This window comes from Nocardia sp. NPDC049220 (assembly GCF_040647855.1).
Classification (GTDB): domain Bacteria; phylum Actinomycetota; class Actinomycetes; order Mycobacteriales; family Mycobacteriaceae; genus Nocardia.
Map to the genome: position 1 here is coordinate 129234 of NZ_JBEZDA010000004.1, position 26204 is coordinate 155437.

24 protein-coding genes and 1 pseudogene are annotated in these 26204 nt (G+C 64.9%); 8 read left to right on the forward strand and 17 right to left on the reverse strand.

Translation table 11 applies throughout. The features are described from left to right. Nucleotides 1–15: 15 nt before the first annotated feature. From AB0C34_RS14470 to AB0C34_RS14480, 3 genes are read left to right on the forward strand one after another with little or no spacing between them, the layout of a single operon-like run. A complete protein-coding gene (locus tag AB0C34_RS14470) occupies nucleotides 16–732 on the forward strand; it encodes a molybdopterin-dependent oxidoreductase (protein ID WP_357071669.1) in 717 nt (238 codons plus the stop codon). Beyond that, nucleotides 719–1378, forward strand: a complete 660-nt coding sequence (locus AB0C34_RS14475; protein WP_357071672.1) for a cytochrome b/b6 domain-containing protein — start codon at nucleotides 719–721, stop codon at nucleotides 1376–1378. Before AB0C34_RS14470 ends, AB0C34_RS14475 begins: the two co-directional genes overlap by 14 nt. Continuing rightward, nucleotides 1375–2112, forward strand: coding sequence for an MBL fold metallo-hydrolase (locus AB0C34_RS14480; protein ID WP_357071675.1), 738 nt, complete (start codon nucleotides 1375–1377; stop codon nucleotides 2110–2112). The genes AB0C34_RS14475 and AB0C34_RS14480 overlap by 4 nt, the downstream gene beginning before the upstream one ends. A gap of 94 nt (nucleotides 2113–2206) precedes the next feature. Here AB0C34_RS14480 and AB0C34_RS14485 read toward each other — a convergent pair whose 3' ends face one another. The 9 genes and pseudogenes from AB0C34_RS14485 to AB0C34_RS14525 form a co-directional block, all read right to left on the reverse strand. Beyond that, nucleotides 2207–3670, reverse strand: a complete 1464-nt coding sequence (locus AB0C34_RS14485; protein ID WP_357071678.1) for an NAD(P)/FAD-dependent oxidoreductase — start codon at nucleotides 3668–3670, stop codon at nucleotides 2207–2209. Between the two features lie 23 nt (nucleotides 3671–3693). After that, complete coding sequence (locus AB0C34_RS14490) at nucleotides 3694–4134, reverse strand: VOC family protein (protein WP_357071681.1); 441 nt, start codon at nucleotides 4132–4134, stop codon at nucleotides 3694–3696. Between the two features lie 106 nt (nucleotides 4135–4240). Beyond that, nucleotides 4241–4567, reverse strand: coding sequence for a hypothetical protein (locus tag AB0C34_RS14495; protein WP_357071684.1), 327 nt, complete (start codon nucleotides 4565–4567; stop codon nucleotides 4241–4243). A gap of 144 nt (nucleotides 4568–4711) precedes the next feature. Next, nucleotides 4712–6334 carry an ATP-binding cassette domain-containing protein gene (locus AB0C34_RS14500; protein WP_357071687.1) on the reverse strand — a complete coding sequence of 541 codons (1623 nt, stop codon included), beginning with the start codon at nucleotides 6332–6334 and terminating at the stop codon, nucleotides 4712–4714. Nucleotides 6335–6723: 389 nt separating this feature from the next. Continuing rightward, on the reverse strand, nucleotides 6724–7539 hold the full coding sequence (locus tag AB0C34_RS14505; RefSeq protein WP_357071690.1) for a class I SAM-dependent methyltransferase: 816 nt from the start codon (nucleotides 7537–7539) through the stop codon (nucleotides 6724–6726). Nucleotides 7540–8022: 483 nt separating this feature from the next. After that, a pseudogene (locus tag AB0C34_RS14510) lies at nucleotides 8023–8235 on the reverse strand (aldehyde dehydrogenase family protein); the annotation flags it as partial. A gap of 173 nt (nucleotides 8236–8408) precedes the next feature. After that, entirely contained in the window at nucleotides 8409–9326 is a 918-nt protein-coding gene (locus AB0C34_RS14515) for a universal stress protein (RefSeq protein ID WP_357071693.1), read from the reverse strand. A gap of 34 nt (nucleotides 9327–9360) precedes the next feature. Beyond that, nucleotides 9361–10359 (reverse strand): NAD(P)H nitroreductase, encoded by a 999-nt coding sequence (locus tag AB0C34_RS14520; RefSeq protein WP_357071696.1) that lies wholly within the window; start codon nucleotides 10357–10359, stop codon nucleotides 9361–9363. Nucleotides 10360–10422: 63 nt separating this feature from the next. Further along, nucleotides 10423–11049, reverse strand: coding sequence for a helix-turn-helix domain-containing protein (locus tag AB0C34_RS14525; RefSeq protein WP_357071699.1), 627 nt, complete (start codon nucleotides 11047–11049; stop codon nucleotides 10423–10425). Nucleotides 11050–11158: 109 nt separating this feature from the next. On the opposite strand from AB0C34_RS14525, the gene AB0C34_RS14530 reads away from it, so the two are divergent. The 4 genes from AB0C34_RS14530 (at nucleotide 11159) to AB0C34_RS14545 (ending at nucleotide 14434) form a co-directional block, all read left to right on the forward strand. Next, nucleotides 11159–11530 carry a DoxX family protein gene (locus AB0C34_RS14530; protein WP_357071702.1) on the forward strand — a complete coding sequence of 124 codons (372 nt, stop codon included), beginning with the start codon at nucleotides 11159–11161 and terminating at the stop codon, nucleotides 11528–11530. An 86-nt stretch (nucleotides 11531–11616) separates the two neighbouring features. After that, on the forward strand, nucleotides 11617–12672 hold the full coding sequence (locus AB0C34_RS14535) for an LLM class flavin-dependent oxidoreductase (RefSeq protein WP_357071705.1): 1056 nt from the start codon (nucleotides 11617–11619) through the stop codon (nucleotides 12670–12672). A gap of 47 nt (nucleotides 12673–12719) precedes the next feature. Continuing rightward, entirely contained in the window at nucleotides 12720–13781 is a 1062-nt protein-coding gene (locus AB0C34_RS14540; protein WP_357071707.1) for an LLM class flavin-dependent oxidoreductase, read from the forward strand. Then, entirely contained in the window at nucleotides 13778–14434 is a 657-nt protein-coding gene (locus tag AB0C34_RS14545) for an NAD(P)-binding domain-containing protein (protein ID WP_357071710.1), read from the forward strand. The genes AB0C34_RS14540 and AB0C34_RS14545 overlap by 4 nt, the downstream gene beginning before the upstream one ends. A gap of 151 nt (nucleotides 14435–14585) precedes the next feature. Here the strand turns inward: AB0C34_RS14545 and AB0C34_RS14550 are convergent, their stop codons facing one another. From AB0C34_RS14550 to AB0C34_RS14585, 8 genes are all read right to left on the reverse strand, one after another. Next, nucleotides 14586–15428, reverse strand: coding sequence for a TIGR03621 family F420-dependent LLM class oxidoreductase (locus tag AB0C34_RS14550; RefSeq protein WP_357071713.1), 843 nt, complete (start codon nucleotides 15426–15428; stop codon nucleotides 14586–14588). Between the two features lie 58 nt (nucleotides 15429–15486). Continuing rightward, on the reverse strand, nucleotides 15487–16674 hold the full coding sequence (locus tag AB0C34_RS14555; RefSeq protein ID WP_357071716.1) for an Ig-like domain-containing protein: 1188 nt from the start codon (nucleotides 16672–16674) through the stop codon (nucleotides 15487–15489). A gap of 801 nt (nucleotides 16675–17475) precedes the next feature. Then, on the reverse strand, nucleotides 17476–18090 hold the full coding sequence (locus AB0C34_RS14560; protein ID WP_357071719.1) for a class I SAM-dependent methyltransferase: 615 nt from the start codon (nucleotides 18088–18090) through the stop codon (nucleotides 17476–17478). 478 nt (nucleotides 18091–18568) lie between these two features. Next, complete coding sequence (locus AB0C34_RS14565; protein WP_357071722.1) at nucleotides 18569–19591, reverse strand: NADP-dependent oxidoreductase; 1023 nt, start codon at nucleotides 19589–19591, stop codon at nucleotides 18569–18571. A gap of 204 nt (nucleotides 19592–19795) precedes the next feature. Next, a complete protein-coding gene (locus tag AB0C34_RS14570; protein WP_357071725.1) occupies nucleotides 19796–21019 on the reverse strand; it encodes an FAD-dependent monooxygenase in 1224 nt (407 codons plus the stop codon). Nucleotides 21020–21591: 572 nt separating this feature from the next. Beyond that, nucleotides 21592–22815, reverse strand: a complete 1224-nt coding sequence (locus AB0C34_RS14575) for a cytochrome P450 (RefSeq protein WP_357071728.1) — start codon at nucleotides 22813–22815, stop codon at nucleotides 21592–21594. Between the two features lie 19 nt (nucleotides 22816–22834). Then, on the reverse strand, nucleotides 22835–23959 hold the full coding sequence (locus tag AB0C34_RS14580; RefSeq protein ID WP_357071731.1) for a radical SAM protein: 1125 nt from the start codon (nucleotides 23957–23959) through the stop codon (nucleotides 22835–22837). Nucleotides 23960–24331: 372 nt separating this feature from the next. Then, a complete protein-coding gene (locus AB0C34_RS14585; protein WP_357071734.1) occupies nucleotides 24332–25594 on the reverse strand; it encodes a cytochrome P450 in 1263 nt (420 codons plus the stop codon). A gap of 131 nt (nucleotides 25595–25725) precedes the next feature. On the opposite strand from AB0C34_RS14585, the gene AB0C34_RS14590 reads away from it, so the two are divergent. Then, complete coding sequence (locus tag AB0C34_RS14590; protein ID WP_357071737.1) at nucleotides 25726–26070, forward strand: hypothetical protein; 345 nt, start codon at nucleotides 25726–25728, stop codon at nucleotides 26068–26070. The last annotated feature ends 134 nt before the right edge of the window (nucleotides 26071–26204 follow it).

Genomic DNA, 26204 nt, shown 5'->3' on the forward strand with positions numbered 1-26204 from the left:
GACGCAAGTGACGTGATGAACAGGGAGAAAAGACCAGAGGGCACCCCGATCGGGCGGCGCACCATGCTCGGCATGCTCGGCATCGGGGCAGCAGGCTTCGCTGCCGCGCCCTCTCTGGAACGCGGCTGGGAAGGAGCGCTCGCCACGGCATCCCAGAACGACCCAACCGGGCTCACCGGTCTGCTACCCAACCCGAGCGGGTTCCGGTACTACAGCGTTGTCGGCTCTGTCCCGCGCAAGAACGAGACCGACTACGAACTCACCATCGACGGACTCGTCGATCGCCCGAAGACGTACACGCTTGCCGATCTGCGCGCCATGCCGCAAACGAGGATCGTTCACGACGTGCTGTGCACCGACGGGTGGCGGGTGAACAAGACACCGTTCGAAGGCGTGAGATTGACCGACCTGCTCGCCGAGGCCGGTGTCGTGAACGGCGCAAAGGCTCTACGCTTCACATGTTTCGATGGCGCCTACAGTGAGAGTCTCACGCTCGGCCAGGCGCGGCGTTCGGATGTGCTCGTGGCTCTGCGCATGCAGGACGAGCCGATCACCCATGAGCACGGTGGGCCCGTTCGGTTGTATGTGGCCCCCATGTACTTCTACAAGTCGGCCAAGTGGCTGTCCGGTGTATCGATCACCGACAGGGTCATTCCCGGCTTCTGGGAGAAGCGCGGCTATGCAGTCGACGGTTGGCTCGATGATGCGGACCGGACCGATGGACCGACCTGACCGACATGGCAGGGTGCAGCGGTTCACTCGCGCCGAACGCATGACGCACCGGGTGACCGGGATACTGATGCTGCTGTGTCTGACAACCGCCGCATGCCTCTATCTGGCGCCGCTGGCCCAGCTGGTCGGCCGCCGTCACCTGATGATCACCGTGCACGTGTGGTCGGGAATCCTGCTGCCCGCACCGCTCTTGCTCGGATTGCTCTCACCTGCCTTCCGCGCCGACTTGCGCAGGTTGAGCCGCTTTGCGGCCTATGATTGGCTTTGGCTGCGCGCCATCGGCGCACGTTCACGTCCGGCCGGGAAGTTCAATGCGGGACAGAAGCTGTATGCGAGCTGGTTCGCCGGAGCGGTGCTGGTGATGATGTGCACCGGCTTACTGATGTGGACCACGGGCCTGCTCCCGTTCCTTTCCCGCACCAGCGCGATCTTCGTCCACGACGCACTGGCCTGGGCGATCTCGATTGTCCTGGCCGGGCATGTGGGCAAGGCATTTCAGGACCCGGAAACGCGGCGCGGCATGCGCACGGGCTACGTCGAGCGCGCGTGGGTCGCTCGATATCACCCGCGGTGGCTGGATGACCAGGCCCTGGGCAGCCGCGAAGTCGGCGGAACTACTCGTCATCGAGGAAGGACACGCAAGTGAACATCAATCAGGTTTCCGACTCCGTGTATGTGGTGGCCGGCACGAATGTCAACTGGGCGCTGGTCAGCGACGGCTCCGGTGTCACGGTGATCGATGCCGGCTATCCGAGGGACACCGCTGCGGTGCTGGCGTCCGTGCGGCAGATCGGTCACGCGGTCTCCGATATCGCCGCAGTGTTGCTGACCCACGCGCACCTCGACCACGTCGGCGCGATTCCGACCCTCGTCGAACAGGTCGGCATGCCTGTCTACACCGGCGCGGAAGAGGTTCGTCACGCCAAACGCGAGTATCTTCAGCAGATCACCCCGGTGCAGATGATTCGGCAGCTTGTCACCTACCACGGCGCCCGGTGGGTGACACAAACACTGCGCGCGGTCGTCGGACATATCGGCACCAGCGTCCCCTCGGCCACAGTGGGAGAGGGGTCTGCGCTCGCCGCGCTGCCCGGTGGTTTCGTGGCGTTACCGACACCGGGCCACACCGATGGTCACACCGCGTACTTCATGCCGTCGGAAGGGGTGCTGTTCTCCGGCGACGCGCTGGTCACCGGGCACCCGCTGCTGCGTGAGACCGGGCCACAATTGCTCCCGAAAGTGTTCAACCACAACGAATCCAGCACACTCGCCAGTGCACGTTCGCTCGCCATCGAACAGGCGGGGATCCTCGTCCCGGGACATGGGCTTCCCGCGCACCAGGACCTGCCGAGTCTGGTCGCCGCCCTCCGCCCGAGATAGAGCCCAATCAGTCCCGTTCCGAGACGACGTCTACCTCGCGCCCGGAACCGACCCAACCAGAAGGTCGTCACGCATGTGGTGGCTCACCGACTCGTCATCGAGTGCGCGGGTGCTGGTCGTCGCGATAGGTTTCGAGCAGCCGCAGCCAGATTTCGCTGATGGTGGGGAAGGAGGGCACGGCGTGCCAGAGCCGTTCGAGGGGGATCTCGGCGGTGATGGCGATAGTGGCCGAATGCAGGAGCTCGGCGACTCCGGGGCCGGCGAAGGTGGCCCCGACGACGACGCGCCGCTCGGGGTCGATGAGCAGGCGTGCGCGGCCTCGATACGACGGGTCGTGCTGGATCGCGCCGGCGACCGATCCGATGTCGTAGTCGACGACGTCGACGGCGCGCCCGGCGCGGGCGGCATCGTCGGTGGTGAGGCCGACGGCGGCGATCTCCGGATCGGTGAAGATGACCTGCGGTACCGCGACGAGGTCGGCGGTGCCCGCGTGCCGTCCCCACGGCTCGGTGTCGAGGTCCAGCCCGCGTGCCCGGTTGGCAATGACGGCGCCGGCGATCCGTGCCTGGTATTTGCCCTGATGAGTGAGCAGTGCCCGGCGGTTGACGTCGCCCACGGCGTACAGCCAGTCGCCTTCGACCGCGGTGACGATGAACGTGTCATCGGCGGTCAGCCACGCCCCGGGTGCCAAGCCGACGGTTTCGAGCCCGATGTCGTCGGTGCGGGGCGCACGTCCGGTCGCGAGCAGCAGTTCGTCAGCGACGATCCGGCCGCCGTCGCCGAGCGTGAGATGGATGCCGTCGTCCGGCCCGCCCGCGCGGTCGGCCGAGGTGATGGTGGTATCGAAGCGCAGATCGACGCCGGCTTTCCGTAGTTGTATCTCGACCAGTTCCGCGGCGAAGGGCTCGACGCGGGTGAGGAGCCGGGACTCGCGGGCGATGAGCGTCACCTGGGACCCCAGCGCCTGCCAGGCAGTCGCCATTTCGACGGCGACGACACCGGCGCCGAGGATGGCGAGCCGTTGTGGCACTCTTTGGGCGCTGGTGGCTTCGCGGCTGGTCCAAGGGCGCACGCTGTCGAGTCCAGGCAGCGGCGGAAGGGCGGCCGACGTGCCGGTGCACACGGCTACCGCGTGCCGTGCGGTGAGTCGCACCGTCTCGCCGTCGGGGGTCTCGACCGTCACCTGTCGTGTCCCGGCGAGTCGGCCATACCCGCGGATGAGCGCGATTCCTGCGGATTCGAGCCATTCGACCTGCCCGTTGTCGTTCCAATCGCCGGACATCCGGTCGCGGTGTTTCAGGACTGCGTGGGCATCGAGCGGTCCGGTGACCGCACTCGCGACGCCGGGAAATCGTGTGGCTTCGGCGTGTAGCAGTGCCGGGCGCAGCAAAGCTTTGCTTGGTTCGCAGGCCCAGTACGAGCATTCGCCGCCGATCAGCTCGGATTCGACGATGATGGTGCGCAGTCCGGCGGCGCTGGTCCGGTCGGCGACGTTCTCGCCGACCGGTCCGGCCCCGATGACCACTACGTCGTAAGTCTGAGAGTCCTCGTCGGACATGGGGTGTGCTGTCGTTCCCGGGTTCAGCGTCCAGGTGCCCGCTCGGTGACTTCCTGCAGGAACCACCTGTTGCCATCCGGATCCTGGAAAGAGGCGAAGGAACCGTAGCTGGCACGCTGCGGGTGTGGGCCCGCGACGCGTTCGGCGGTTCCGGCGTGGTGGAAGCGGCCGGTGGCGTCGCGGAACGGTCCCTCGACCTCGATGCCACGTCCCGCCAGTTCGGCGACGGCCTTCTCGATGTCGGTGACGATCAGGTGCGGGCCGTCCATTGTCCCGGGTGCGGCGTCGGTGACGCCGGTGCCGAAGACGATCGAGCATTCCGAGCCGGGTGGGGTGACATGGACGACGCGATATCCGTCGTTCACCAGGAAGTCGACGTCGAGGCGGAATAAGAGCTGTTCGGTGTAGAACGCTTTGGCGCGGTCGACGTCGGAGACGGGCAGAACGACGACTTCCAGTTTCATGTCCACGATTGTTTTCTCCTGTGATGGTTGAGCATTCGGGTCGGGGTGGCGCGAACGGCTTGTCTGAGGACGTCGGCGACCACGGTGGCCTGCTCCTCAGCGTTGCCTACGCGATCGGTCGTTGAGTGGCCGTCATCAGTGCGGCGCGGTCGGCGGCGGCGCTGGTAGGTCCGCACAGCGGATCGGCGACCGCGGTGACGGGGTTCCGATCTTCACGCACCAGTTCGAGTACATCGTTCCAGCTGGCTCCGTTGGCGAACGCGTCATGCACCAGCACGACCGTCGGCCTCGGCGCATCCTGCGTAGGACCGGCGTGCGTAGTGGCGCTCGCGGTGCATGCGACGGCGAGACCACCGGCGGCGATACCGGCCGCGATGGCGGTGACCACCTGGGTAATGCCCCGCCGGGTGCGGCCGCGTCGGATCTCGACCATAGGGTTTCGCCTTTCGAACAAGGTGGTGGAAGGTGTGTGACTCAACTGTCGACCAGAGGGCACGGGGAACACATCCGTCAGCTGACGCTGGCCGTGACGTAGTTCCCCGTCGACGCCCTGCGCGATCCCTCTCCGACCGAATCCTCAGTGGCCGAGATCGTCGAGCGCGCCGCGCTGCCGCATGCGGCCGTCCGCACCGAGTTCGACGATGGTGTCGATTCCGATCCGCCCCAGGAACGCGTGGTCGTGGCTGACGACAAGGATCGCGCCCCGGTAGTCGGCGAGTGCCTCGATGAGTTGCTCGACGCTGGCGATGTCGAGGTTATTGGTGGGCTCGTCGAAAATCAGCAGCTGGGCGGGCGGATCGGCGAGCAGCAGCCGGGCCAGGGAGACGCGGAAGCGTTCACCACCCGAGAGCGTCGACACGGGCCGGTCCACGCTGTCGCCGCGCAGCAGCAGCCGGGCCAGCTGGTTGCGGATGGTGGCGGGCGTCGAGCTGGTGGCGACCGCGCGGACGTTGTCGACCGCGCCGACATCCTCGGCGAGTCCGTCCAGGCGTTGCGGCAGATATCCGACGCGGTCGGTGAACAGCGTGCCCCGCACGTGTCTCGGCGTGTAAGTCCCGGTGCCGAGCAAATTCTCGATGAGTGTCGACTTCCCGGCGCCGTTGGGCCCAACGAGCGCCACTCGTTCAGGGCCCTGGATGACGAGTGCGTGGTCTCCGTCCCGCAGTTCCGCGATACGCCGACCGCGAGGCACATCCGGATCGGGCAGGTCGAGGTGGATGTGTTCCTCGCGGCGTACGCGGGATTCGGCGTCGGCGAGAAGCTGCTGGGCGGTACGGACTTTCGCGTCGAGGCCGGTACGCATCGCACCCGCGGAGGCTTGAGCCTTGCTGGCGCGGTTGCCGGCCACAATGCGCGGGATGCCGCCGTGCTGTTGGGTTGCTCTCGCTGTGCGCGCACGACGCGCGAGTTTGGTTTCTGCCTCGATGCGTTGCCGGCGCTCGGTCGCGAGCGCTTGTTCCGCGGTGCGGGCCGCTTGCACGGCCGCGGCCTGCTGTTGGTCGAGCTGTTGCTTCCAGGCGCTATAGGGGCCGCCGAACACTTCCAGTGCCGCCGAGTGCAATGCGGCGGTGCTGTCCATGTGTTCGAGCAGTTCGATGTCGTGGCTGACGACGACGAGGACGCCTGGCCAGGTATCGACGAACGCGGTCAGTTGTGCGCGCGTGGCCCGGTCCAGATTGTTGGTCGGCTCGTCGAGCAGGGTGATCGGGGTACGGCGGATCCGCAGCCCGGTGATGGCGGCGAGCACGGCCTGCCCGCCAGAGATTTCTCCGGTGCGACGATCGAGATCAGCTGCGGTGAAACCAATTTCATTCAGAGCCTCATCCGCGCGGGCTTCGATATCCCAGTCGTCACCGACCGCCTCGAAATGCCGTTCGTCGGTGTCGCCGGCTTCGATCGCGCGCAGTGCCGTGAGCGTGCCGGCGATGCCGAGCAACTCCGCGAGAGTGGTGTGGCGCCCGAGGGTCAATGTCTGAGGTAGGTAACCGACCTCACCCGCGACATCGACGCGCCCCGAGGTGGGTTTCAGGGTTCCTGCGATCAACTGCAGCAACGTCGACTTGCCTGCGCCGTTACGGCCGACCAGTCCCGTTCGACCGGTCCCGAATACGCCGTTGAGCTGCGAGAGCGCAACGGCGCCGTCGGGCCATTCGAAGGACAGGTCGTGCAGCGCGATCGGCGAATACGTGGATGTCGGCATGGATGTATCTCCTTGTGCCCGTGGCGGAAGCTTGCGGGAAAGCCCGTGAATGCGGGCTACATACGCGCGGCGGGCAGCAACGATCACTGTGATGTTTCCGAAGGACGAAGGCCCGCGGGCGAATACCGCGCGATGAATTCGAAGTCTCGAGCGACGGGCGTCAGGCGGACAGTGATTTCACGCGAAAATGTACGCGCAAAATTCTGTTCATCGGATCCGATGAACAGACAACCCTGAATCGCCGCCCTAGAACAGGCGGCTACAGTCTGTCGACCTCGATGAGCACGCGGCCACACTACCACCGTCGAGCGAGCCGCCGACGGTGGGATATGGACGAACCGCGACCTCGGTCGCGGACGCTACGGTCGACCGCGTCGAGACGCGGTTGCTCAACGTCGGCGAGCGGTGACCAAGAGGTACTCCCACTCCATCCGCCCGTTGCCGACGTCGTGCCGGACAGCGAGATCGGCGAGTTCCCGATCCAAATCCGCGACCCGAGCGGGCTCTGCGGCGATGGCCTTGTATACGGCGACCGTCGGCCCGTAGTTGGCTTTGAAGAAGTCGCGGAATTCGACACCGTCAGCAAAACGATCGATGACCGCTTTCTCGCGCCGTAGCTCCAGATCGGTGACACGAACGCCGAGAAGCGACCGGACATGTGCCTCGTCACCCCACAGCGGTGGCGGCTGCGCACCGGGCGGGGGTGGCGGAGCGAACGGTCTCATCGTGGCGAACATCTGACCGATAAACCCGGTGGGTGTCCAGTTGATGAGCCCGATCGTCCCGCCCTGCTCGGTGACTCGCACCAGTTCGTCCGCGGCGGTCTGATGGAACGGCGCGAACATGACACCCACACAGGAGATGACCGCGTCGAACTCCGCGTCGGCGAAGGGCAATGCTTCGGCGTCGGCTACTTGCCACCGCAGCGTGACATCCCGTGCGGCGGCGAGACGCCGGCCCGCCTCGAACAGCTCCGGGGTGAGGTCGCTCGCCACGACGTCGGCACCGGCCTCGGCAGCCGGGATCGCCGCGTTGCCGGATCCGGCCGCAATGTCGAGCACCCGCTGACCGGGACCGATGCGGCATGCCTCAACGAGGCGTCGGCCCAGCCCAGGGATCACCTCGGTGGCAACGGTGGGGTAGTCGCCCAGTGCCCACATTGCGCGATGCTTTGCCTTGAGATCGATGGGGCTGGAGTCGGTCATCGGATGCTCCCTCGAATGTAAATAGCTCCTGGGGCTCGAATCAGCGGCTTCGACAACGGATTTATATTTCGGTCTCGTCGGCGTGCACACGAGTCCGGTCGGACAACTCATCCCTCGATAGCTGAAATCGGTGTGCGCCCGCCCTCGAGAACGAGACGCCACCGGCATAAATTCTGTTGCAGCAAAGGCAGCATTCACCTCATCGTACGCGGGGCCGAATGCTTCTCCATCGACAACGGCATTACTCGGCTGTTTATTCGACCGCGTGGATCGGATAAGTCTCGCGAGGTCCGACCGCCGATTTTCCAGACTCCTGCCAGCGGTATCTTCTCGAACCGACCGATTGAATTATCGCGTGATCACCGGTTGGCGATCCGCCGAGCACCTGACATCGTGATCAATCGTATCCATCGGCTCGGTCCGCCACCAGAGCGGCGGTCGGTCGATTTTCGCCATCACGTGCTTGAAGCAGGTGCACTCCCCAGACAGATCTTTGCCGTACCCGGACGACTCGAACCCACCGTGCGGCATCTCGACGATCAGCGCGGTGTGGGTGTTGATCCACACGCAACTGAGGTCGAGCGCGGCCGACACGCGCAGCGCCCTCGACACGTCCTTGGTCCAGACCGAGGACGCGAGCCCGTATTCGACGGCGTTGGCCGATCGGACCGCCTCGTCTTCATCGATAAACAACTGCTTTTTTGCCACCTCATAAAGACATACAGCCGGAGACATTGTGCAAGTGATCGAACGGTTTCGTCTCTCATGGCGACCCATTCTGCCATCGCGATAATATCTTTATTCGAATTGCGAAAACCTACCCAGTGGTCCACCCGTCAGAAGGTGAAATGTTTTGTGGTCGACCGTTTCTATGCGGGATGCGCGACCAGCACCGGGCATTGAGCATGCTGGACGAGGAAATTGCTGGTGGAGCCGAGAAGAAGCCCCGCGAAACCGCCGCGGCCACGACTGCCGACGACGATCAGTTGTGCAGACCTCGACCATTCCCTCAGCAACCCGGTCGGCCCCGCCTGACGCACCGCGCGGTCGACATGGACATCGGGATACTTCTCCTGCCAGCCGGCTAGACGCTCAGCGAGGACGGCGTACTCGGCTGCCCCCAGTTCGGTGGCGTCGACACCGGGGGCAGGTGCGCCAGCGAATTCGCCGAAGTTCCAGTCGCGCCACGCATGCAGCGCGACCAGTTCGACCCCGCGGTCGGCAGCCTCGGCAAAGGCTGTGGCGACGGCGACCTCGCTGACCGGACTGCCATCGATACCGACCACGACCGGACCGTCGTGGCGGATGTGTTGTTCGGTGCCGGTATCACGGACCACGACGATCGACCCGTGCCCGTGGGTGGCAACCGCCAATAACGTGGAACCGAGGTGGGCGAAGGTCCCCGCGGTGCCGGTGGCGCCGATCACGACGAATTGCGCGGTCTTCGAATGCTGGATCAATACGCGAGCGGGGGAGGCATCGGAGACTTCGGTGGCGACGTCGAGTTCCGGGACGACCTCTTGGGCCGACCTCGCCGCGTCGTCGACGATTTCCCTACCACGACGATGGGCGATTTCAATTGTCGCAGTGTCCATCACATCGTAGAAGCCGAGCACCGATTGCAGTATGGCGATATCGAGGCCGTGCACGATGTGTAACGCGCGCCCACGTCGGGCGGCGACTTCGGCAGTCCAGCGGACTGCCAGATCGCTGCCCTCGGAGCCGTCGACTCCGACGACCACGGCCGTCGACGCCCGTAGCTGCGGGATCTCGCGATTCGTGGCCATGTTTGCTGTCCCGAGCCGCACCAAGACTCCGTCGCTACGTCGGGCCGACGGTCTTGGGCATATCGAGGATTTCGGCGAGTGGTCGGCGTGGTGTAGCCGGAGCTTTCCGCTCCCCTTCGGGCGCAATGCCGACCCGGATCAGGACCTGTGGCAGCAGGCGGGACTGTCCGGTCAGCTCACGGACGACGGCACGGCCGCGTGGCACTTCGGTCAGGTGGGTCAGCGGACACGTCGCGAAACCCGCGAGTGTGGCTTCGAGCAGCACCGTGGACACCACCTCTCCGCAGCGCACCAGGTCGTCCGGTGTATCGCCGTGGGTGGACAGGATCAGGATCACCGAGTGGTCGTCGGTGACTTCGCTGCGCCGGGGCGCCCCGGTGGTCGTGGGGAACTGGCGGCCTACGGCCACTCGCTGCCGTTCCTCCGAGGAGATGAGAGCTTCCCCAGGGATACCGGTATCGGCGACGATGTGTCCCGTCCACCACCGTAATTCGGCGTGGTATTCGGAGTCGTAGCGGCGTAGCGCCGCGGTCATCTCCGAGGCACGCGCCAGCGCGGGTCGGCACTCGTCCCGCAAGACGTCGAGGACGGCGTCGTCCGGATCGAAGGTAGTCCGTAGCACGGATTCGAAGTCGGACCAGTCGGCCGGTGCGGCGAATGGCAGCCGGTCGGTGTGCCGCTGCAGGATGGCGTCGGCGCGAGCGCGGTCGCCATCGGTCACGATCTGGGCTGGTTGGAAGGTGACGTCGGCCAGGTGATCGCGGCAATTGGGGTCGGGGAAGCGGGCAACAACGATCCGCCAGCCAGCTGCGGCCATCGCTGCGTGCAGATGATTCAAGGCAATACCGCAGCTGATCAGCATCTGCCTCCCGGAGGTATCGGCCGCCGGGAGCCTGCGCTCGGGGACAGCGAACAGGCATAGCGATCGGCCGTCGAATTTCCAGTGCCAAGGCTGACTGTTGTGCAACGACGGCGCCCGACCCGCGAGTAAGACAGCCTTCTCGATGGTTTCTCCGGTCGGTAACTGGTACATATCACCAACGGTAGGTGCAGAACTCCGGTGCCGAAGGAGTCGTTGGTCCCCATCTCGGAAACGTCAGTCGGTATCCAGCACGAGTGGTGTGCAGGTTCGTTCGATCAGTTTTTGCCATCCGTCGGCAAGTCGCCAGCGCAGACGGTCGGCGTCGGCCGCCGTCGGTGTCCGTAGATAAAGCAGAATCGGTCCCTCGAGTGCCGCGGCGAGCTGAACGGAAAGCACATGGGTGTCGAGGACGTCGACGTGTGCCTGATTCAGCAGCATGCGGATATGGAATTGGGAGATGGCGCCCACTCCAACGGGGATGGGCTGGTTGGTGTCGAGCGACGCACGGGCGATCGCGGCGTGGTCGAACAGAAAATCGATGCGGGCGCGACCGAATGCGATCAGCCGCGCAACCGGGGCCGCACCCGGACCCAACGGCGGCGGTCCGGAGAGCACCGACTGCTGGAATGCCTTCTCGTCCTCATCCAGCAATGCGTGGAAGATCCCCGCCCTGGTCCCGAATCGACGGAAAACTGTGCCTTTGCCGAGCGCGGCCCGTTCGGCCAGGCCATCCATGGTGACCTTCTCGACGCCGACCTCGGCGATCATCAACCGCGCCATCGCTAACAGATGCCGGCGATTGCGGGCGGCGTCACCGCGTTCTGGACGCGGTGAGGCCAGGGGGAGCGCAGCCGGTTCCATGAGCTCCAACTTACCGGCGGAATATAAGCGGGGTAAAGTCCGTTTATGCTCGTGTTCGATCGAGCATCCGCTCACCACCCCGCCGAACAACGAAATAGGAGCCCTGTACGTGAACGTCTTCCTCTGGATCCTGCAAGGTGTCGTGACCGTGGCGATGCTGGCCGCCGGCGCTGGGAAACTCGGTCAGCCACGCGAGAAGCTCGCCCCGAAGATGCCCTGGGTGGAGAGCTTTACCGACGGGCAAGTCAAGTCGATCGGCGCCGTAGAGGTCCTGGGCGGCCTCGGGCTGGTACTGCCCGCAGTCACCGACATCGCTCCGATACTCACCCCGATCGCCGCGGTCGGGATCGCGCTCACCATGCTCGGCGCCGCCCTGACGCACGCGCGCCGAAACGAATACGCGCAGATCGCCCCCAGCCTGGTGCTGTTCGCGCTCGCCGCGGTGATCGCGTGGGGACGCTTCGGGCCTTACTCGTTCTGATCCGAGCCACGAGTGAGATCCGAAGGAGTGGAAGTGAACGGTACCGAGGAAATCAAGCGTCAGTCCGCGGAAAGGTCGCGACTGTGATGGTGGTACGCGCAACGGAATTCGAGATCGGCCTGGACTCATTCGGTGAGGTCGCCACGGACGGGGGACGCACACTCTCCGACGCGGACACCATTCGCTTGCAAATCCAGGAGGCCCAGCTGGCGGAATCGGTGGGCTTGGATGTATACAGCGTGGGCGAGCACTATCGCGAGGGCCACACCGACTCGGCAACCCCGGTGCTGCTGGCGGCGGTCGCCGCGTCGACAGAGAAGATCAAGCTGGGCACCTCGGTGACGGTATTGAGCACGAATGATCCGGTGCGGCTGTACCAGTCGTTCTCCACGGTCGATGCCGTCTCGAACGGCAGGGCAGAGATCGTGCTCGGTCGGGCGTCGGCGACGGACTCGTTCCCGCTATTCGGCTATGACCTGGCCGATTATGAGCGGTTGTTCGAGGAGCGGCTCGATCTGTTCATACGCTTGCAGCGTGAGGAGCGGGTCACCTGGTCGGGCGATTTCCGGCCCCCACTGGTCGACCAGCGGTTGCATCCGCGGATGCCCGAGGGCGGCATCCCCACCTGGATCGGTGTCGGTGGCAGCCCCCCTTCGGTAATCCGGGCCGCTCGCTACGGGCTCCCGCTGATGATGGCGATCATCGGCGGACGCCCGCAACGCTTCGCCGGCAATGTGGAACTGTACTTGCGGGCCCTGCAGCAGTTCGGGCATTCCATGCAGCCGATCGGTCAGCACTCGCTCGGGCTCGTCGCCGACACCGACGAGGAAGCACGTGAGCTCTGGTGGGTGTACTGGAAACCCCTTGTAGAACAACTCGCCCGCGAACGGGGGTTCTACGCCGCCACCCGGGACCGTTACGAGCGGGAACTGGACGAAGGCGCGCTGTTCGTCGGCTCGCCGGAGACCGTGGCCAGCAAGATCGCGACCATGGCCCGCGACCTCCACCTGAGCCGTTTCGACTTGAAGTACGACATCCTGCACCTGCCCCGCCGGGCCCGAGCCCGCAGCATCGAGCTGCTCGGCAGCGAGGTTGCCCCGCGCGTGCGCGAGCTGCTCGCCGCCGACCGGGTAGCCACATGAGCCGCTCACGGACCGACGACCGGACGCAGAGCATGGAGGAGACCACTATGGACACCATCGAATTCGGCATCGACACCTTCGGCGACCTGCCCCGAGACGACCACGGCAACGTCGTCTCCTATGGCCGAGCCATTCGCGCCGTCGTCGACGAGGCGGTCCTAGCCGACGAGATCGGTATCGACGTGATCGCTTTGGGCGAGCATCACCGTCCCGAGTTCGCGATTTCCACCCCCGAGACTGTGCTGGCCGGGATAGCGACCACTACCTCCCGCATCCGTCTCGCCTCCGGGGTCACCGTTCTCAGTTCCGACGACCCGGTGCGGATCTTCCAGCGATTCGCCACCGTCGATGCGCTCTCCCACGGACGCGCCGAGGTCATCCTCGGCCGCGGCTCGTTCACCGAGTCCTTCCCCTTGTTCGGATACGACCTCAGCGATTACGAAATCCTTTTCGAGGAGAAGATCGACCTGTTCGCGAAGCTTCTCGACGAGAAGCCTGTCACCTGGGAAGGCACTACCCGGGCAGCTCTGCACCAAGCCGAGGTATTCCCCAAGACCGACTCCGGTCGACTCACCACATGGGTCGGAGTAGGTGGATCGCCCCAATCGGTTGTCCGCACTGCCCATTATGGCTTCCGACTCATGCTGGCCATCATCGGTGGCAAACCCGATCGCTTCGCGCCCTACGTGGACCTTTACCGGCGCGCCACCGAACAACTGGGCACCCCCGCCTACCCGGTCGGAATGCACTCACCCGGGTTCGTCGCCGACACCGACGCCGAAGCCCAGGCGCTCTTCTACCCCGGCTACAAGGAGATCCGCGACCGCATCGGCGCCCTCCGCGGCTGGCCGCCGCTACGCCGGGAGGAGTTCGACGCCGATGTAGCGCACGGCTCCCTCTATGTCGGCTCACCCGAAACCGTGGCCCGCAAGATGACCCGCGCGATCCAGATCCTGGGAGTAGGCCGGTTCGACCTCATCTACTCCGCCGGCGGCACCCTCTCCGCCAGCTCCCGGCTTCGTGCCGTCGAGCTCTACGGCACCAAGGTCCTACCCTTGGTCCGCGAAATGCTCGCCGAGCGGCCGGCCACGTCGAGGGTATCCCGATGACACCCACCGCGCGCACCATCGGCATCCTCGGCGCCGGCAAAGTCGGCACCGTCCTGGCTCGTCTCGCCGTTGCGGCCGGCTACCGGGTCCTCATCGCCGGCTCCGGAGATCCAGCGAAGATCGCCCTCACGATCGAGGTGCTCGTTCCCGGCGCTACCGCGGCCTGGCCCGCTGAGGCAGCACGTCGAGCAGACGTGGTGATCCTCGCCCTGCCGCTGGGGAAATACCCGACGATCCCCGTCGAGCAACTGGCTGAGAAACTCGTCATCGACGCCATGAACTACTGGTGGGAGATCGACGGCATTCGCGATGACCTGACCGACCCACGTACATCGACCAGCGAAATCGTCCAGCAGTTCCTGCCCACCGCGCACGTGGTCAAGGCGTTCAACCACATGGGTTACCACGATCTCGAGGACGAAGCCCGACCAGCCGGCGAACTCGGCCGCAAGGCCATCGCGATTGCCGGCGACGACCCCGACGACCTCGCCGCCATCACCGCATTCGTCGACGAACTCGGATTCGACACCGTCATCGCCGGACCGCTTGCCGACGGCATCCGACTCCAACCGGGCACCGAGGCATTCGGCGCGAATGTCGCCGCCCATGAACTCCGCGCCATGATCGACCGAACCACCGCCGCAACAGGATAGGATCACCAACCCGACCAGCGTCGTCGTCGGCGGTTCCGGTGCGCGGCCTCAATTTCGTCACTAGCGACATGATGCGCCTGTGTGCCGTCAGCCCGGCAGTGCACAATTTTCTCGATCTCATCCACGAGGGGCATGAACCGGGGCCGGAACGTCACCGCAGCTGCTTGATGACCTCGGCGAACGCAGTCATGTCCGGCTCCAGGACACTGATGTAGCTGATGCCGTGTTCCTCGCGATACCGCCGCAGACGGTCAGCGATCGCACGCGGCGAGCCGACCAGCACGCCGGGCAACCGACCGAGCTGGGCGTCGTCGAGACCGCTGGCCCGGCGGATGATCGTGAGGTCGAGCTTGTCCACACTCTCGCCCACCGCGGCGACGAACAAGTTCAGCTCGATGTCGTCGGAGCGGTCGCCCGCCGCCTCGCGCAGCACTCGAACGCGGCGGGCGAAAGCTTCCTCCGGGGCCACGCCAGCCGTCACTCCCGCCATGATCGAGAAACTGAAGATGTCAGCCTCGCGCGCGGCCACCCGCAGCATGCGGTCGCCGGACCCCGACAGCATGATCGGTGGCATCGGTTTGTCGGCCTCTGCGGCCAGCAGACCGCGCGTCGCGGCCAGCGTCGCCTCCAGTTTGCGCACGCGTTCGCCTCCCGTGCCGAACGGCACGCCCGCGGCTTCGAACTCGGCAGGGACATATCCCGTACCGAGGCCGAGTTCCAAGCGGCCGTCCGTGAGGCGGTGCACGTCGGCAACGTCCCGGGCCAGATACGCGGGGCTGACGATGCCCACATTGAGCACGTACGTACCCAGTCGCATGTTTGTCACGTCGGCCGCGGCCACCAGCGCCGGGAACGGCGACGGCATGCCCAGGTGATCGGACACCTGCAGTACGTCGTACCCCAAGTCCGCTACCTCGCGTACACGATCACGCCAGGCAGATCGAGAACTCACGGTGAACAGACTGACGCCGAAACGGAACGGGTAATCGGTCATGACAGCCCTTCGTGCTGGTCTGGGCAGCGAGATGGAATCGGTGACCTACTTTTTCGTGTCACGTGTGGGCGCCTCGAAGCCAATCGGACCAGGGGACGCTCCAATCGCCGTTCTGCCAGATATCGAGGGGGTCGCCGCCGGTGTTGCGGACCTCGACGACGTCGCCGGGGATAACGAAGTCGTAGAACCATCCGGCATCGTCGGGGGATATGTTCAGGCAGCCGTGGGAGACATTGGTATTGCCTTGGGCCCACATGCTCGAGGCTAGTTCGTGCACGAAGATTCCGTCGTGGCTGATGCGGACCGCGTGGTTGATGCTCGTTCGGTAACCGAGCCCGGAGTCGACGGGCAAGCCGTAGGTGGCGGAATCCATGATCACCGGGTCTTTTCGGTCCAGCACGGTGTAGATGCCGGGGCGGGTCCAGAACGACATGGCTCTACCACCGACGACCTCGGTGCCGCCCATGCCCATCGATGTGGGCATGGTGCGCACCAGGTTTCCGTTGTCGAAGACCTCGATCTGCTTGGTGTTGTCGTCGGCGATCGCGACGTGCGCGGGCCCGATTGTCACCGACACCCGTTGGTCGCGCAGGCCGTAACGGCCGTCGCCGAGCGCGACGCCGAAGAGTTCGGCCGCGATCGTTATTCTGGTTCCCGGTGCGTGATAGTGCTCGGGTCGCCAATGTGCGTTCTGGTCGTCGAGCCAATACCAGGCGCCGATGACGGCGGGCTGCGCGGTGACTTTCAGGTGGCGTTCCACAGCCGCCCGGTCGACGGGCTCGTCGAATCGGGCGACGAGCACGAAACCTATTCCATAAGTGTCGTTTTCGGTCAGGTCGACGAGATTCGCGGAGCGCAGTGAGACGTCGATCAGCTGTCGTGGCTGTACCGTGGTGCAGGTTGTCGTGGCGGTGACGTCGCCGGTTTCGCCGTGTGCCACGGCTTTCGCGGTGTAGGTGTGCCCGTAGCCGAGCGGTTCGGTGCTGGTCCAGGTTCGATGATCGGGTGCCGATGAACCGGGCAGCGGTCGACCGGTTTCATCGATCCATTCGACCGACCGCAGCGTCCCGCCACTGACCGTGACCATACCGGGGGCGCGCGCATCGACGTCGTGGGTGCCAGGTGGAGGATCGAATCGCAGAGTGGCGGGTTCGGGGGGCGCGTGCTTGCGCAGCCCGCATCCGGCCAGGGCTAGGCCACTCGCACCGGCGAAGCCGATCAGCAGCCGACGACGTCCCAATGCCACCGCGTATCTCCCTTCGCTGAGTGCAGGGCCGACCTCTCTCCGCCAGCATGTGGCAGCAACCTCCCGGCCGAGCTATCAACTAGCAGCATCTCCACCGATCCGTCGCACAACCGACACCGTTCCGCGATCGCTCCGGGTGCTCGTCACGACGGTCACGGGCGGTCGGCAAAACCCCGGAAAATCGCACGGTCCGCTGACCCGAAATCGTCGGACAAATACCAGCTCAGGGCCGCATTACAACGCCCTGGTTGATCGATGACCGCTCAGCGGCCGAGGTCGTGGATGTTGTAGTTGACGAAGGCGCGCTGATCGGTCCAACCGCAGCTGGTGAACCACTCGGTGACAGCACCGCGGGGGCAGTTGTCGATCATCTGCGCCCACCTCCGAGCCCGCATCCTCCTGCTTGGCCTCGTGGTGGCGCTGTAGGGGCATTGGATGATCGACGGTAGCGAACGGCCACTCTGTGTGGGCTGCGTTCGCAATCGCATCGACGCGCTGCGCGGGCCGGTGGGTACTGGTACCGGGCGACACCGCCACAGGCCAGGCGCGATTGAGTTGCCCGGCCGATTCGACGACAGCGGCAAGGGTCCAGATAGCCGCTGAGCGGCTCCTCAACCGGCTGCCCCCTTCGGTATAGGTGTGGCTCACTAACGTCTCGGTCTCGGCAGCCGCGTCGAGGTTGACCTTGTCCAGTTTGGTGACGCCGTCCACCAGATGCGCCACCTCAGCAGCAACGCGCTGCAGCCTCCTATGAGGGCAGAAGAGATCTTGGATGGGGAGACTCACTTGCCGGCAAAGGCTTCACTCTGCGCGCGAGAACACCGCCACCAGAAAGTCGGACTCGTCGGTGAACGGGCGCAGATCCCACGTCGAAAGCCGCAAATCCACCGTGAGTCCGGCGTCCTCGGCGTCGGCCAAGAACTGCGGGAACTCGTAACCACGACCGGCGCCGAACCCAATAACAACGCGACCAGCCGAGGCAAGGTTTCGGGTGAACCCGGCCAGCACGGCCTCCCGGGTGGACGGCGCCAGAAATGTCATCACGTTTCCCGCGCACACGATGACATCGAAGTCGGCGGCGATCCCATGGCCCGACAAGTCCAGTTCGGCGAGATCATCGACTATCCAGGCTGGGCCGGGATAGTCCTGCTCCGCCGCAGCGATCAACGCCGGATCGACGTCGACACCGACCACGACGTGACCAGCTCGGTGCAAGTAGCCACCCACACGTCCGGGACCGCACCCCGCATCCAGGACTCGGGCACCGCGCTCGAGCATTGCGTCGACCAGCCGCGCCTCCCCGACGATGTCTGTGCCTTGCGCCGCCAATGTCCGGAACCGCTCCACATACCACGTCGAATGCGCAGGGTCGGCAGCAGTGAGGTCTTCCCACCGGCTAGGGATACGTCCGCTCAACGTCTGTCACTCCTCACTCGGCCCGCCTCCGGTCCACTGTGCCACCACCGTGCCGATCGTTAGCATAGGCAGCCACCTTTGATCCTGTATCAAGGCAGCAGTATCCCGACTGCGCGCGAGCCCGCGGTCGCAGACGCCCGCAATCTCCATCGTCGACACTGATCCCACATCGGCACAACGGGACGTTCACCGAGTACGGCGGGCCGGCATTCGTCACAGCCGCAGCTGGGAACAATTATTGGCTACCTCTATGGCCAACCGAACTGACCTAGAAATGCGATTTCATCATCCACGCGGACATGAGGTCGGCTCTGTGACCACACGAACGCGCGTTCCGCAACATCAACACGGTCGCACCGAAGCCGACCTCACTGCTCAGATCGCCCGCACAGCGACATGAGCGAACAGTCAGACCATGCCATCCGGTTGACCTTTCACACGGCCTGCATCTCCCGCAGTCGTTGGTGGTCGGAGGGTTTCAGGACTCCACGATGTCAACCAACTGCTTACCCAGATTGCTGCCCTCGAAGACAGCGCGCAATGCGCTCGGCGCGGATTCCAAACCGCTGCTTACGGTTTCGGCGATGGTGAGTTCGCCCCGGTCGTGCCAGTCGCGCAACGCCGCGAACGCCTCCGGAAAACGGCCTAGATAGTCGAGAAAGATGAACCCTTCCATCCGTGCCCGGCGCATAGCCAGTTGCATGTAATTCCGCGGCCCGCACCGCGCATCCGCACCTTGATACCCGGAAGAGATTGCACCGGCCAGGACAACACGAGCGCCGGGCGCCAGGTGCGCCAGACCATGCTCTAGAACACGGCCGCCGACACCATCGAAGAAGACATCGACCCCGTCCGGGGCCATGCGGGTCAAGCAGGCGTCGATGTCATCATGTTTGTAATCGATGGCGGCATGCAGGCCCGCACGATCAATGATCCAGGCGCACTTGTCCGGACCGCCGGCGGTGCCGATGACAGTGCAGCCCAAGGCCTTCGCTATCTGTCCCGCAATCGAGCCGGTCACACCGGCCGCAGCCGACACCAGCACCGTCTGGCCGGGCTCGGGCCGGCCGATATCCGTCATGCCGAAGTACGCGGTCAAGCCGGGCGCTCCGAACAGGCTCAGCATCATCGTGGGGAGTACACCGTCGGGCACCACGTTCAGCCCGAACAATCCGCCTTCGGACGCGACGGCATAATCCTGCCAGCCGACCATACCGGCGACCCAACTGCCCACCGGATAGTTCGGAGTGTTCGAGCGCACCACCTGTCCCACCCCGCTACCCCACATCACCGTGCCGACCGGGACCGCATCAATGTAGTTGTCCGCATCGTTGAGCCAACCACGCTGCGTAGGATCAATACCCAGCCGATGCACCCTGACCAAGGCTTCCCCCGGCCCCGCAACCGGAACCGGAACGTTCCTGAGTTCGAAATCCCCATCCCGCAACGCCCCCTCGGGCCGCCTCCGCAAAATCCACTGCCGGTTCACCGTATCCGCCACCAGGCGATGCTAAGACACATACATCGCAGTCTTCGAACCGTTTTCCACCGTGACCAAAACACGGAACTCGGCAATCCGGACGTTCGCGAGATCGTCTGCCGACACCGACCACGGCTTGTCCGCACGGCCGGAACGCGACACGAACGGACGCAGTCCGGCGGTGGCCGTCCGAGTCCTCGTCCCGCTCGACGCGTTATGTGACACCTATGGTTTGGCCGCGGAGGTTATCGGCGTTGCGGCCGGGACCCCGGAGTCCGGCACCTCTGTGTAGTCGGGAAGCTCGATGCCGTTGATCGCGCGCTCGATCAGCTCGAGATCCCACTCGACGTCGGGCTCCGTGCCCGACTCGGCCACCGGCGCGGGAACAGCGAGGCTACGAGCGTGCAACCGGCCGATCTCCTGGTTGGCCGCGACGAACGAGCGCATCCGCCGCTCGTATCCGGCGAACCCGGTCTCCGGGTCCCATCCGGCGGCGGCCAGCTCTCCAGCCAACACGTAGGCGCCGACCAGGGCCAGCCCGGTGCCCTGCCCGGACATCGGCGATGAGCTGAACGCCGCGTCCCCGAGCAGCCCAACCCGTCCGCTCGACCAGCGGTCCAGCACCACCTGGGCGACCTGGTCGAGGTAGAAGTCCGGGGTGTCGTCCAGGTGCGCAAGGATGCGCGGGGTCAACCAACCCATCCCGGCCATCCGCTCGCGCAACAGGCGCTTCTGTGCCGCGACGTCGCGGTAGTCGACGTCGAAGTCCTCCGAGGGGAAGGAGAAGATTGCCATCGCCCGGGTGGCGTCCTGGATGGGCCGCAGGCCGGCCGAGCGACCGGCCTCCTGGTAGTCGATCAGCCAGCGGTCCAGCCCGAACTCGTTGGGCACACTGTAGAAGGCCAGCACGAGCCCAAGATGGCGGACGAACCGTTCACGCGGCCCGAAGACCATCGCTCGCAGCGCCGAGTGCAACCCGTCCGCCCCGACCACCAGGTCGTAGCGCCGCCGGTCGCCGCCCGCGAAGACCACGTCGACCCCGTCCGCGTCCTGGGCGAGCTCGACGATCCGGTCGCCGAAGATGTACTCGACACCATCGCGGGTGGCGTCGTAGAGCACCTGGGACAGGTCCCCGCGCAGGATCTCGATCTCCGCGATGTACCCGTCACCGCCGTCGTCGGCGGCGCGGAAGGTTTCCAACACGTTCCCATCCGCATCCACGGTGTGTGCGCCGGCGGTCTCGGTGCAGGCCGCGCGCACCGCTGCGTCCAGCCCCATCCACCGGATGACCTCCTTGGCCACCCCGCGCGCGTCCACCGCGTGCCCACCGGGACGCAGCTCGGGGGCCCGCTCCACCACGGTCACCGCGGCCCCTCGCCGGTGCAACCAGTGGGCCAGCGCGGGCCCCGCGATGCTCGCCCCCGCCACCAACACTCTGGTACCGCTCACTGTGCCTCCCGCTCACCCCGCCGGATCACTGTCCGATCGATTGCATCTGCTCTGACCCGCCGTCGGCGTATCCAGAGGTATCGACGACGGATCCGCCCAGTATTCATCGGTGCAACCGAGATCGTGTCCACGTTCCTGCGAACACCCTGAACTCGGCAATACCGGACGTTCGCGAGATCGACTGGACAACCACCGGCTACGGCCCATCCGGCCAGCGGCATGACGGCGCGCCGCGCGGACGGCATCATGAGCGCGCCCATGGCGCATTCACCTCAGGGGCGGTGTGCGCGGAGACTTCTAGCTACCTTCGTGGCCAACCGAACGATCTAGAGATGCGATTCTATCGCCCACGCGACATGAGGTCCTGTCCGTTACACCGGATATCCTGAGCGACAGCAGGTCTCACCTGTTGGACGATCTACGCCGCTGCGGTATCGACCCAAACAACCACTTGTGAGCTTGGTTCCGAGCAACTGAACTGTCGGGTGGGTAGGGGCCGGTTCGGGTTTCTGACCCGTACAGTTGGCGGCCTGAGCTGTCGGCTGATCGAGGACGTCGCGAAGCCGTGCGCATCAGATCTCGAGCACGACGGGCAGCCAGCGCAACCCGTGGAGCGCGCGGGAGGGCAGGGGGGCGGCCTTTTCCGCGATCTGGACGTTCGGATACCGTTCGAAGAAGCGTTGAACAGCGACAGCAGCTTCCGCCCGAGCCAGCGCAGCGCCGATACAGAAATGGATCCCGGCACCGAAAGTGAGGTGGCGACGAAGTTCTCGGCGGTGGGGATCGAAAACGTGTGGGTCGGTGAAGATTTCCGGATCGCGATTCGCGGCGGCAAGGAGCAGCACGATCGGCGTTCCAGCGGCGATGACCCGACCGGCCAGCCGGGTGTCGGTCTTGGCGACCCGGACGACGTACTGGACGGGGGTATCGTAACGCAGGGATTCTTCGATCACCGGCGCGTAGTCGCCGGCGGCCGGTCGGAGGTCAGGCTGCCGCAGCAGCGTGTGCAGAGCGTTTCCGATGAGGTGCGTGGTGGTGCTGAAACCGCCGACCAGAAGCATGCTGCACGTGGCGATGGCGTCGCGCACGGTCAGCCGTGCCGGACATTGCCGCGCCAAAACACCAATGAGCCCGGCACTCTGGGGGTCGACGTGGTTCAGACGATCCCTGAAGTACGCCGTCATCTCGGTGACGAGCGCATCGGAACGCTGACGTTCCTGCGATGTTCTGGCGCCGTCCAGCAACGAGGCGAGCGTATTTCCCCACGCGGCGAAACGCGGGGCCTCCGTTTGCGGTAGGCCGAGAATGCGGGAGATCACCGCCAAGGGAACGGCTTCGGCATAGTTGGTGATCAGATCGGTGACCCGGCCGCGCGGAAGCTCGTTCAGGCAGTGCTCGACACTCTTTTCGATCCGGGGCCCGAGGTCGGCAAGTTCACGCCGGTGGAAGGTGGGAGCGACCAGGGACCGCAGCTCCGTGTGCCGGGGGGGATCCAGCTTCAGAAACGAGTCGTCGACCGGATGTACGAACGTCAGGTCGCCGTTCGTCTTGCGGCGGCTGGACGCACCGATGGGCGTCGGGCCGAAGTCGCCGCTGGTGAGAATCTGGTGGCTCAGACCGTGGGACGCGGTGAACAACAGGCCGCGGCGACTCGTGACCAGGGCGCCCTGGGCGCGGACCTTCTCGTATTGCCGATGCCGGTCCGACCCGGGCCGGGCCCAAAGGATCCGGGCGCCCGGGTCACCACGAAGGACATCCGAGAAGAGCCGAGCCTTCTCCAGAGACATTGTTGCCATAATTGGTCGTCACCTGACGCTATGCTCCGACCGCCGGTGCGGCGGGCGCCTGTCGAGCGGGATGGTAGCTGGACCAGTAGTACTGGCGGTAGAAGTTCTCGGCCAACGTCACCCAGGTGTTCAGCTGGTCGAGATCGCCCAGGAAACGATGCATATTGACAAGCAACCAGCTCCATACGGCCTGGCTGTCTCGGCAGTTGTCGCAGTCTCCGGTGGTGGCGCAATACTGAATACTTTGGTCGGACCGATAGGCGTTGAAGCGGCCGACGATCGGATGCCCCTCGGTAAGGCGCTGGGCATGTGCCGGGTGATCGTTGCTGATACTGGGACAGGTCTCGGCGCCGAAGGTACCCCAATGCGTACGGCCGGTGACCAGAGTGCGGAAGTAATAGGGGTGCCCGACAACGGTATCGGGATAAGTCTCGCGCATTCGGTTCATTTCCTGGAGCACCCGTTCTTCATTGCGTATCCGCGCAGCGGGATCAGTGCCGTAGTCGCTGTAGTAACCGAAGTTGATCTGGTTGCCATTGTTGGCGATGGCCTCGACGGTTCGTTCGAGGTATGGCATCCCGGCCTCGCTGAGCGTATAGACCCAGATGGCCCGCGGATCATCGGCATAGGTACGCAGCGCCGACTCGAACAACCCGCTGATCCGCCGACCGTTGGGGCGATAACCACGCAACTCGTCGTCCACCGGTCCGCCGCCCCACAAGGACACCGCGATGGCGAGATCTTCCAGTCCGTCGTAGGGTATCGGCCGCGTTCCGTTCGTCACCACGGTGACATTGCGAATCGTCTTCGCGAACACGCGGATTCGATCCAAGACCAATGCTGGTTCACCGCCGATCAGCAGTGTGCTGGTGATTCCGGAATCGCGTAGCTGTTCGGCGAACGCGCGGATCGACCCCAGATCACGAATCTCCGTGCTCTGCTGGTCCATTTCATGTTCGAAGAACCAGCACCCCTTGCATCGCAGATTGCACGCGTCGGTAACCCAGACCTCCACCGTGCGAATACCCCGGGCCTCAGCCTGCACGCGCATCAAGCGTTCAGCCAAGGCCGGATCCTCTTGCGCGAGTTCGAATGCCCGGGTTAGAATGCGTTCCTTGCCTGGCCTGATATCCAGGAAAATGGGCTGAGACACGGCATCCTCCTCAGTGCGATGCGGCAAGGCCTGCTCGCTGCCAGATGTCACCGGCGAGTCGACTACGTCAACAACTTACAGTGCTGCCGATGCGCTGCCGAACCGGGGGATTCGGCAGGCGGTCAATGGGATTGCGGATTCAGAGCGGTCTTACGGTACTGGAATAGATAGCGCTGCAAAGGATTCTAGAATACCCCGAGCTACGGTGCGGCCCGTTCTACGAATTTTCCGAATATTCTCGACATTTGCTCGGGCGCACCAATATTCGGTACGGAATTGCGGCATATTCACGCGGCAGGTCCGCAACGCAGCGTACTCGCGATATCGTGAAAAAGCCCCGGGGCGGCCGCATCTAGCGCGATAGCAGCGACGTCACGGACCGAGCGGTGGCGACGGGGGAAACATCACCGGCATCGCTGAGAGGGCGCGATGGAAAGGTCCTGGCCGCCAATGCAGTTGCTCGACCTGGCAGGCGAGCCGCAGTTCGGGGAGCGCGTCGAGCAACTGATCGATCGCGTTCTGGGCGACCATATAGGCGATCGACCTGGCGGGGCAGGCATGCTGGCCGGAACCCCATGCCAGATGCGCGTTGTTGTCGGTGTACTCGCCCGAGTGGATCGCCGGATCGTTGTTGCAGGCCGACATGCTGATGATGACCGGCTGATCGGCGGGTAGCCACACTCCGTCCAGCATGATCGGCTGCCTCGGGTAACTGAGACAGTAATTCGCCATCGGCGGATCGGTGTACAGCAGTTCGTTCAGCGCGTCCCGGGTCGTAGGGGTGGCGCCGAGTGGTGATGTGCCGGTGAACCGCGGGTCGGTGATCATGAGAAGCAGGGTGTTGACTGTCAAGTTGGTCAGTGGCTCTATCCCGGCCCCGTAAAGCACGGCCAATTGGTGCACCATCTCCGAGTCCTGGAGTTGCGCCGGGTGGGCCAGCAGACGAGAGGTGATGTCGTGGCCAGGTTCGGCGCGTTTGAGCGTGACCAGCTCCAAGAGTGCTTCGTTGATCCTGGCGTCCGCTTCGGTGGCGGCGGAGCCACCTTCGAACATGGCGGCCATGCCGGCAGCGATGTGCTGCCCGAGATCTGGTGGGCAACCGAGCATGGCGTTGAGCACGTGGAAGGTCAGCGGGAAGGCGTACTGGCTGATCAGTTCGGCTTCGCCGTCCATGCAGAAGTTGTTGATCAAAGGGGCGGCGACCGCTTCGACATTCTGGTGCATGGAGAACAGATCGACTCCATCGAGGGCGGCAGTGATCGCCTGCCGGTACCGGGCATGTTCCGGTCCGGTACTGCGCATCACATTGGGTCGCCATGCCATCATCGGCATGAGCGGGTGGTCGGCAGGAAGGGATTTCTCCCACGAGCGCGCGTCGGCCGAAAAACGTTCGGGGTCATTGAAGACCCGAATGGCAGTGTGGTATCCGATCACCAAAGTGGCTGGAACGCCGGGGGCCAAGTCCACAGGTACGAGATTTTCGTACTGACGGCGCATCTGGGCGAAGACACGATGCGGATCGGCGGCATACTCGTCGGTGTACAGAGCAACGCGAGGCGGGGCACCGGTCCGACCGGGCGTCGAGTACGGACAGCCGGCAGTGCGGGTTTCGGGCGACGATAGGGGCTTGGTCAATGCCGGGAACTCCTATGAACAGCGCAGCGTCAGATCCAAAGAGTTGTCTCAGTTACGACATCTCCTGTGTCGGAACAGTATTGCCGTGGCGGATCGACCGCAAGGGGAGGGGAGTGCGATCGTAGCGGCCTGTGTCCGGGTTGGGTCGGAGCCGCGAGGCCGCACTGGTCGTCGTGCGCGAAGGATGCCCCGACCACCCGTTCAGCTCGCTCTACCGTGTTGGGAAGTCGACCACGACCCGCTACGCCTGCACCCACCTGAACGCTCGGGCCGGTGACTGCTTCAACAACCCGAACAACATACACGCGCACTGTTTCGGTCGCGAAAGGCGCCATGCACGACGCCAGGTGCGCACCCGCGTCGAGAGCCACGCCCACGAGGTCTGCTACACCGCGAGCAACCAACACCACGGAACGTCGTCCATCGTGCACAAACAGCCGCCGGTCTCGTTCTACCAGCACCACTTCGGTACCTGAGGATTCGTCGGCGTATGACACACGGGTTCGTCCCACTCCAGCGCAACGGCGTGGGCTGTGACGCCTCAGCGAGAATCGGATTCGCTGATTCTGCAGCGGCTGGGCCGAGCCTGTGGCCGAACGGTCCGCGATCG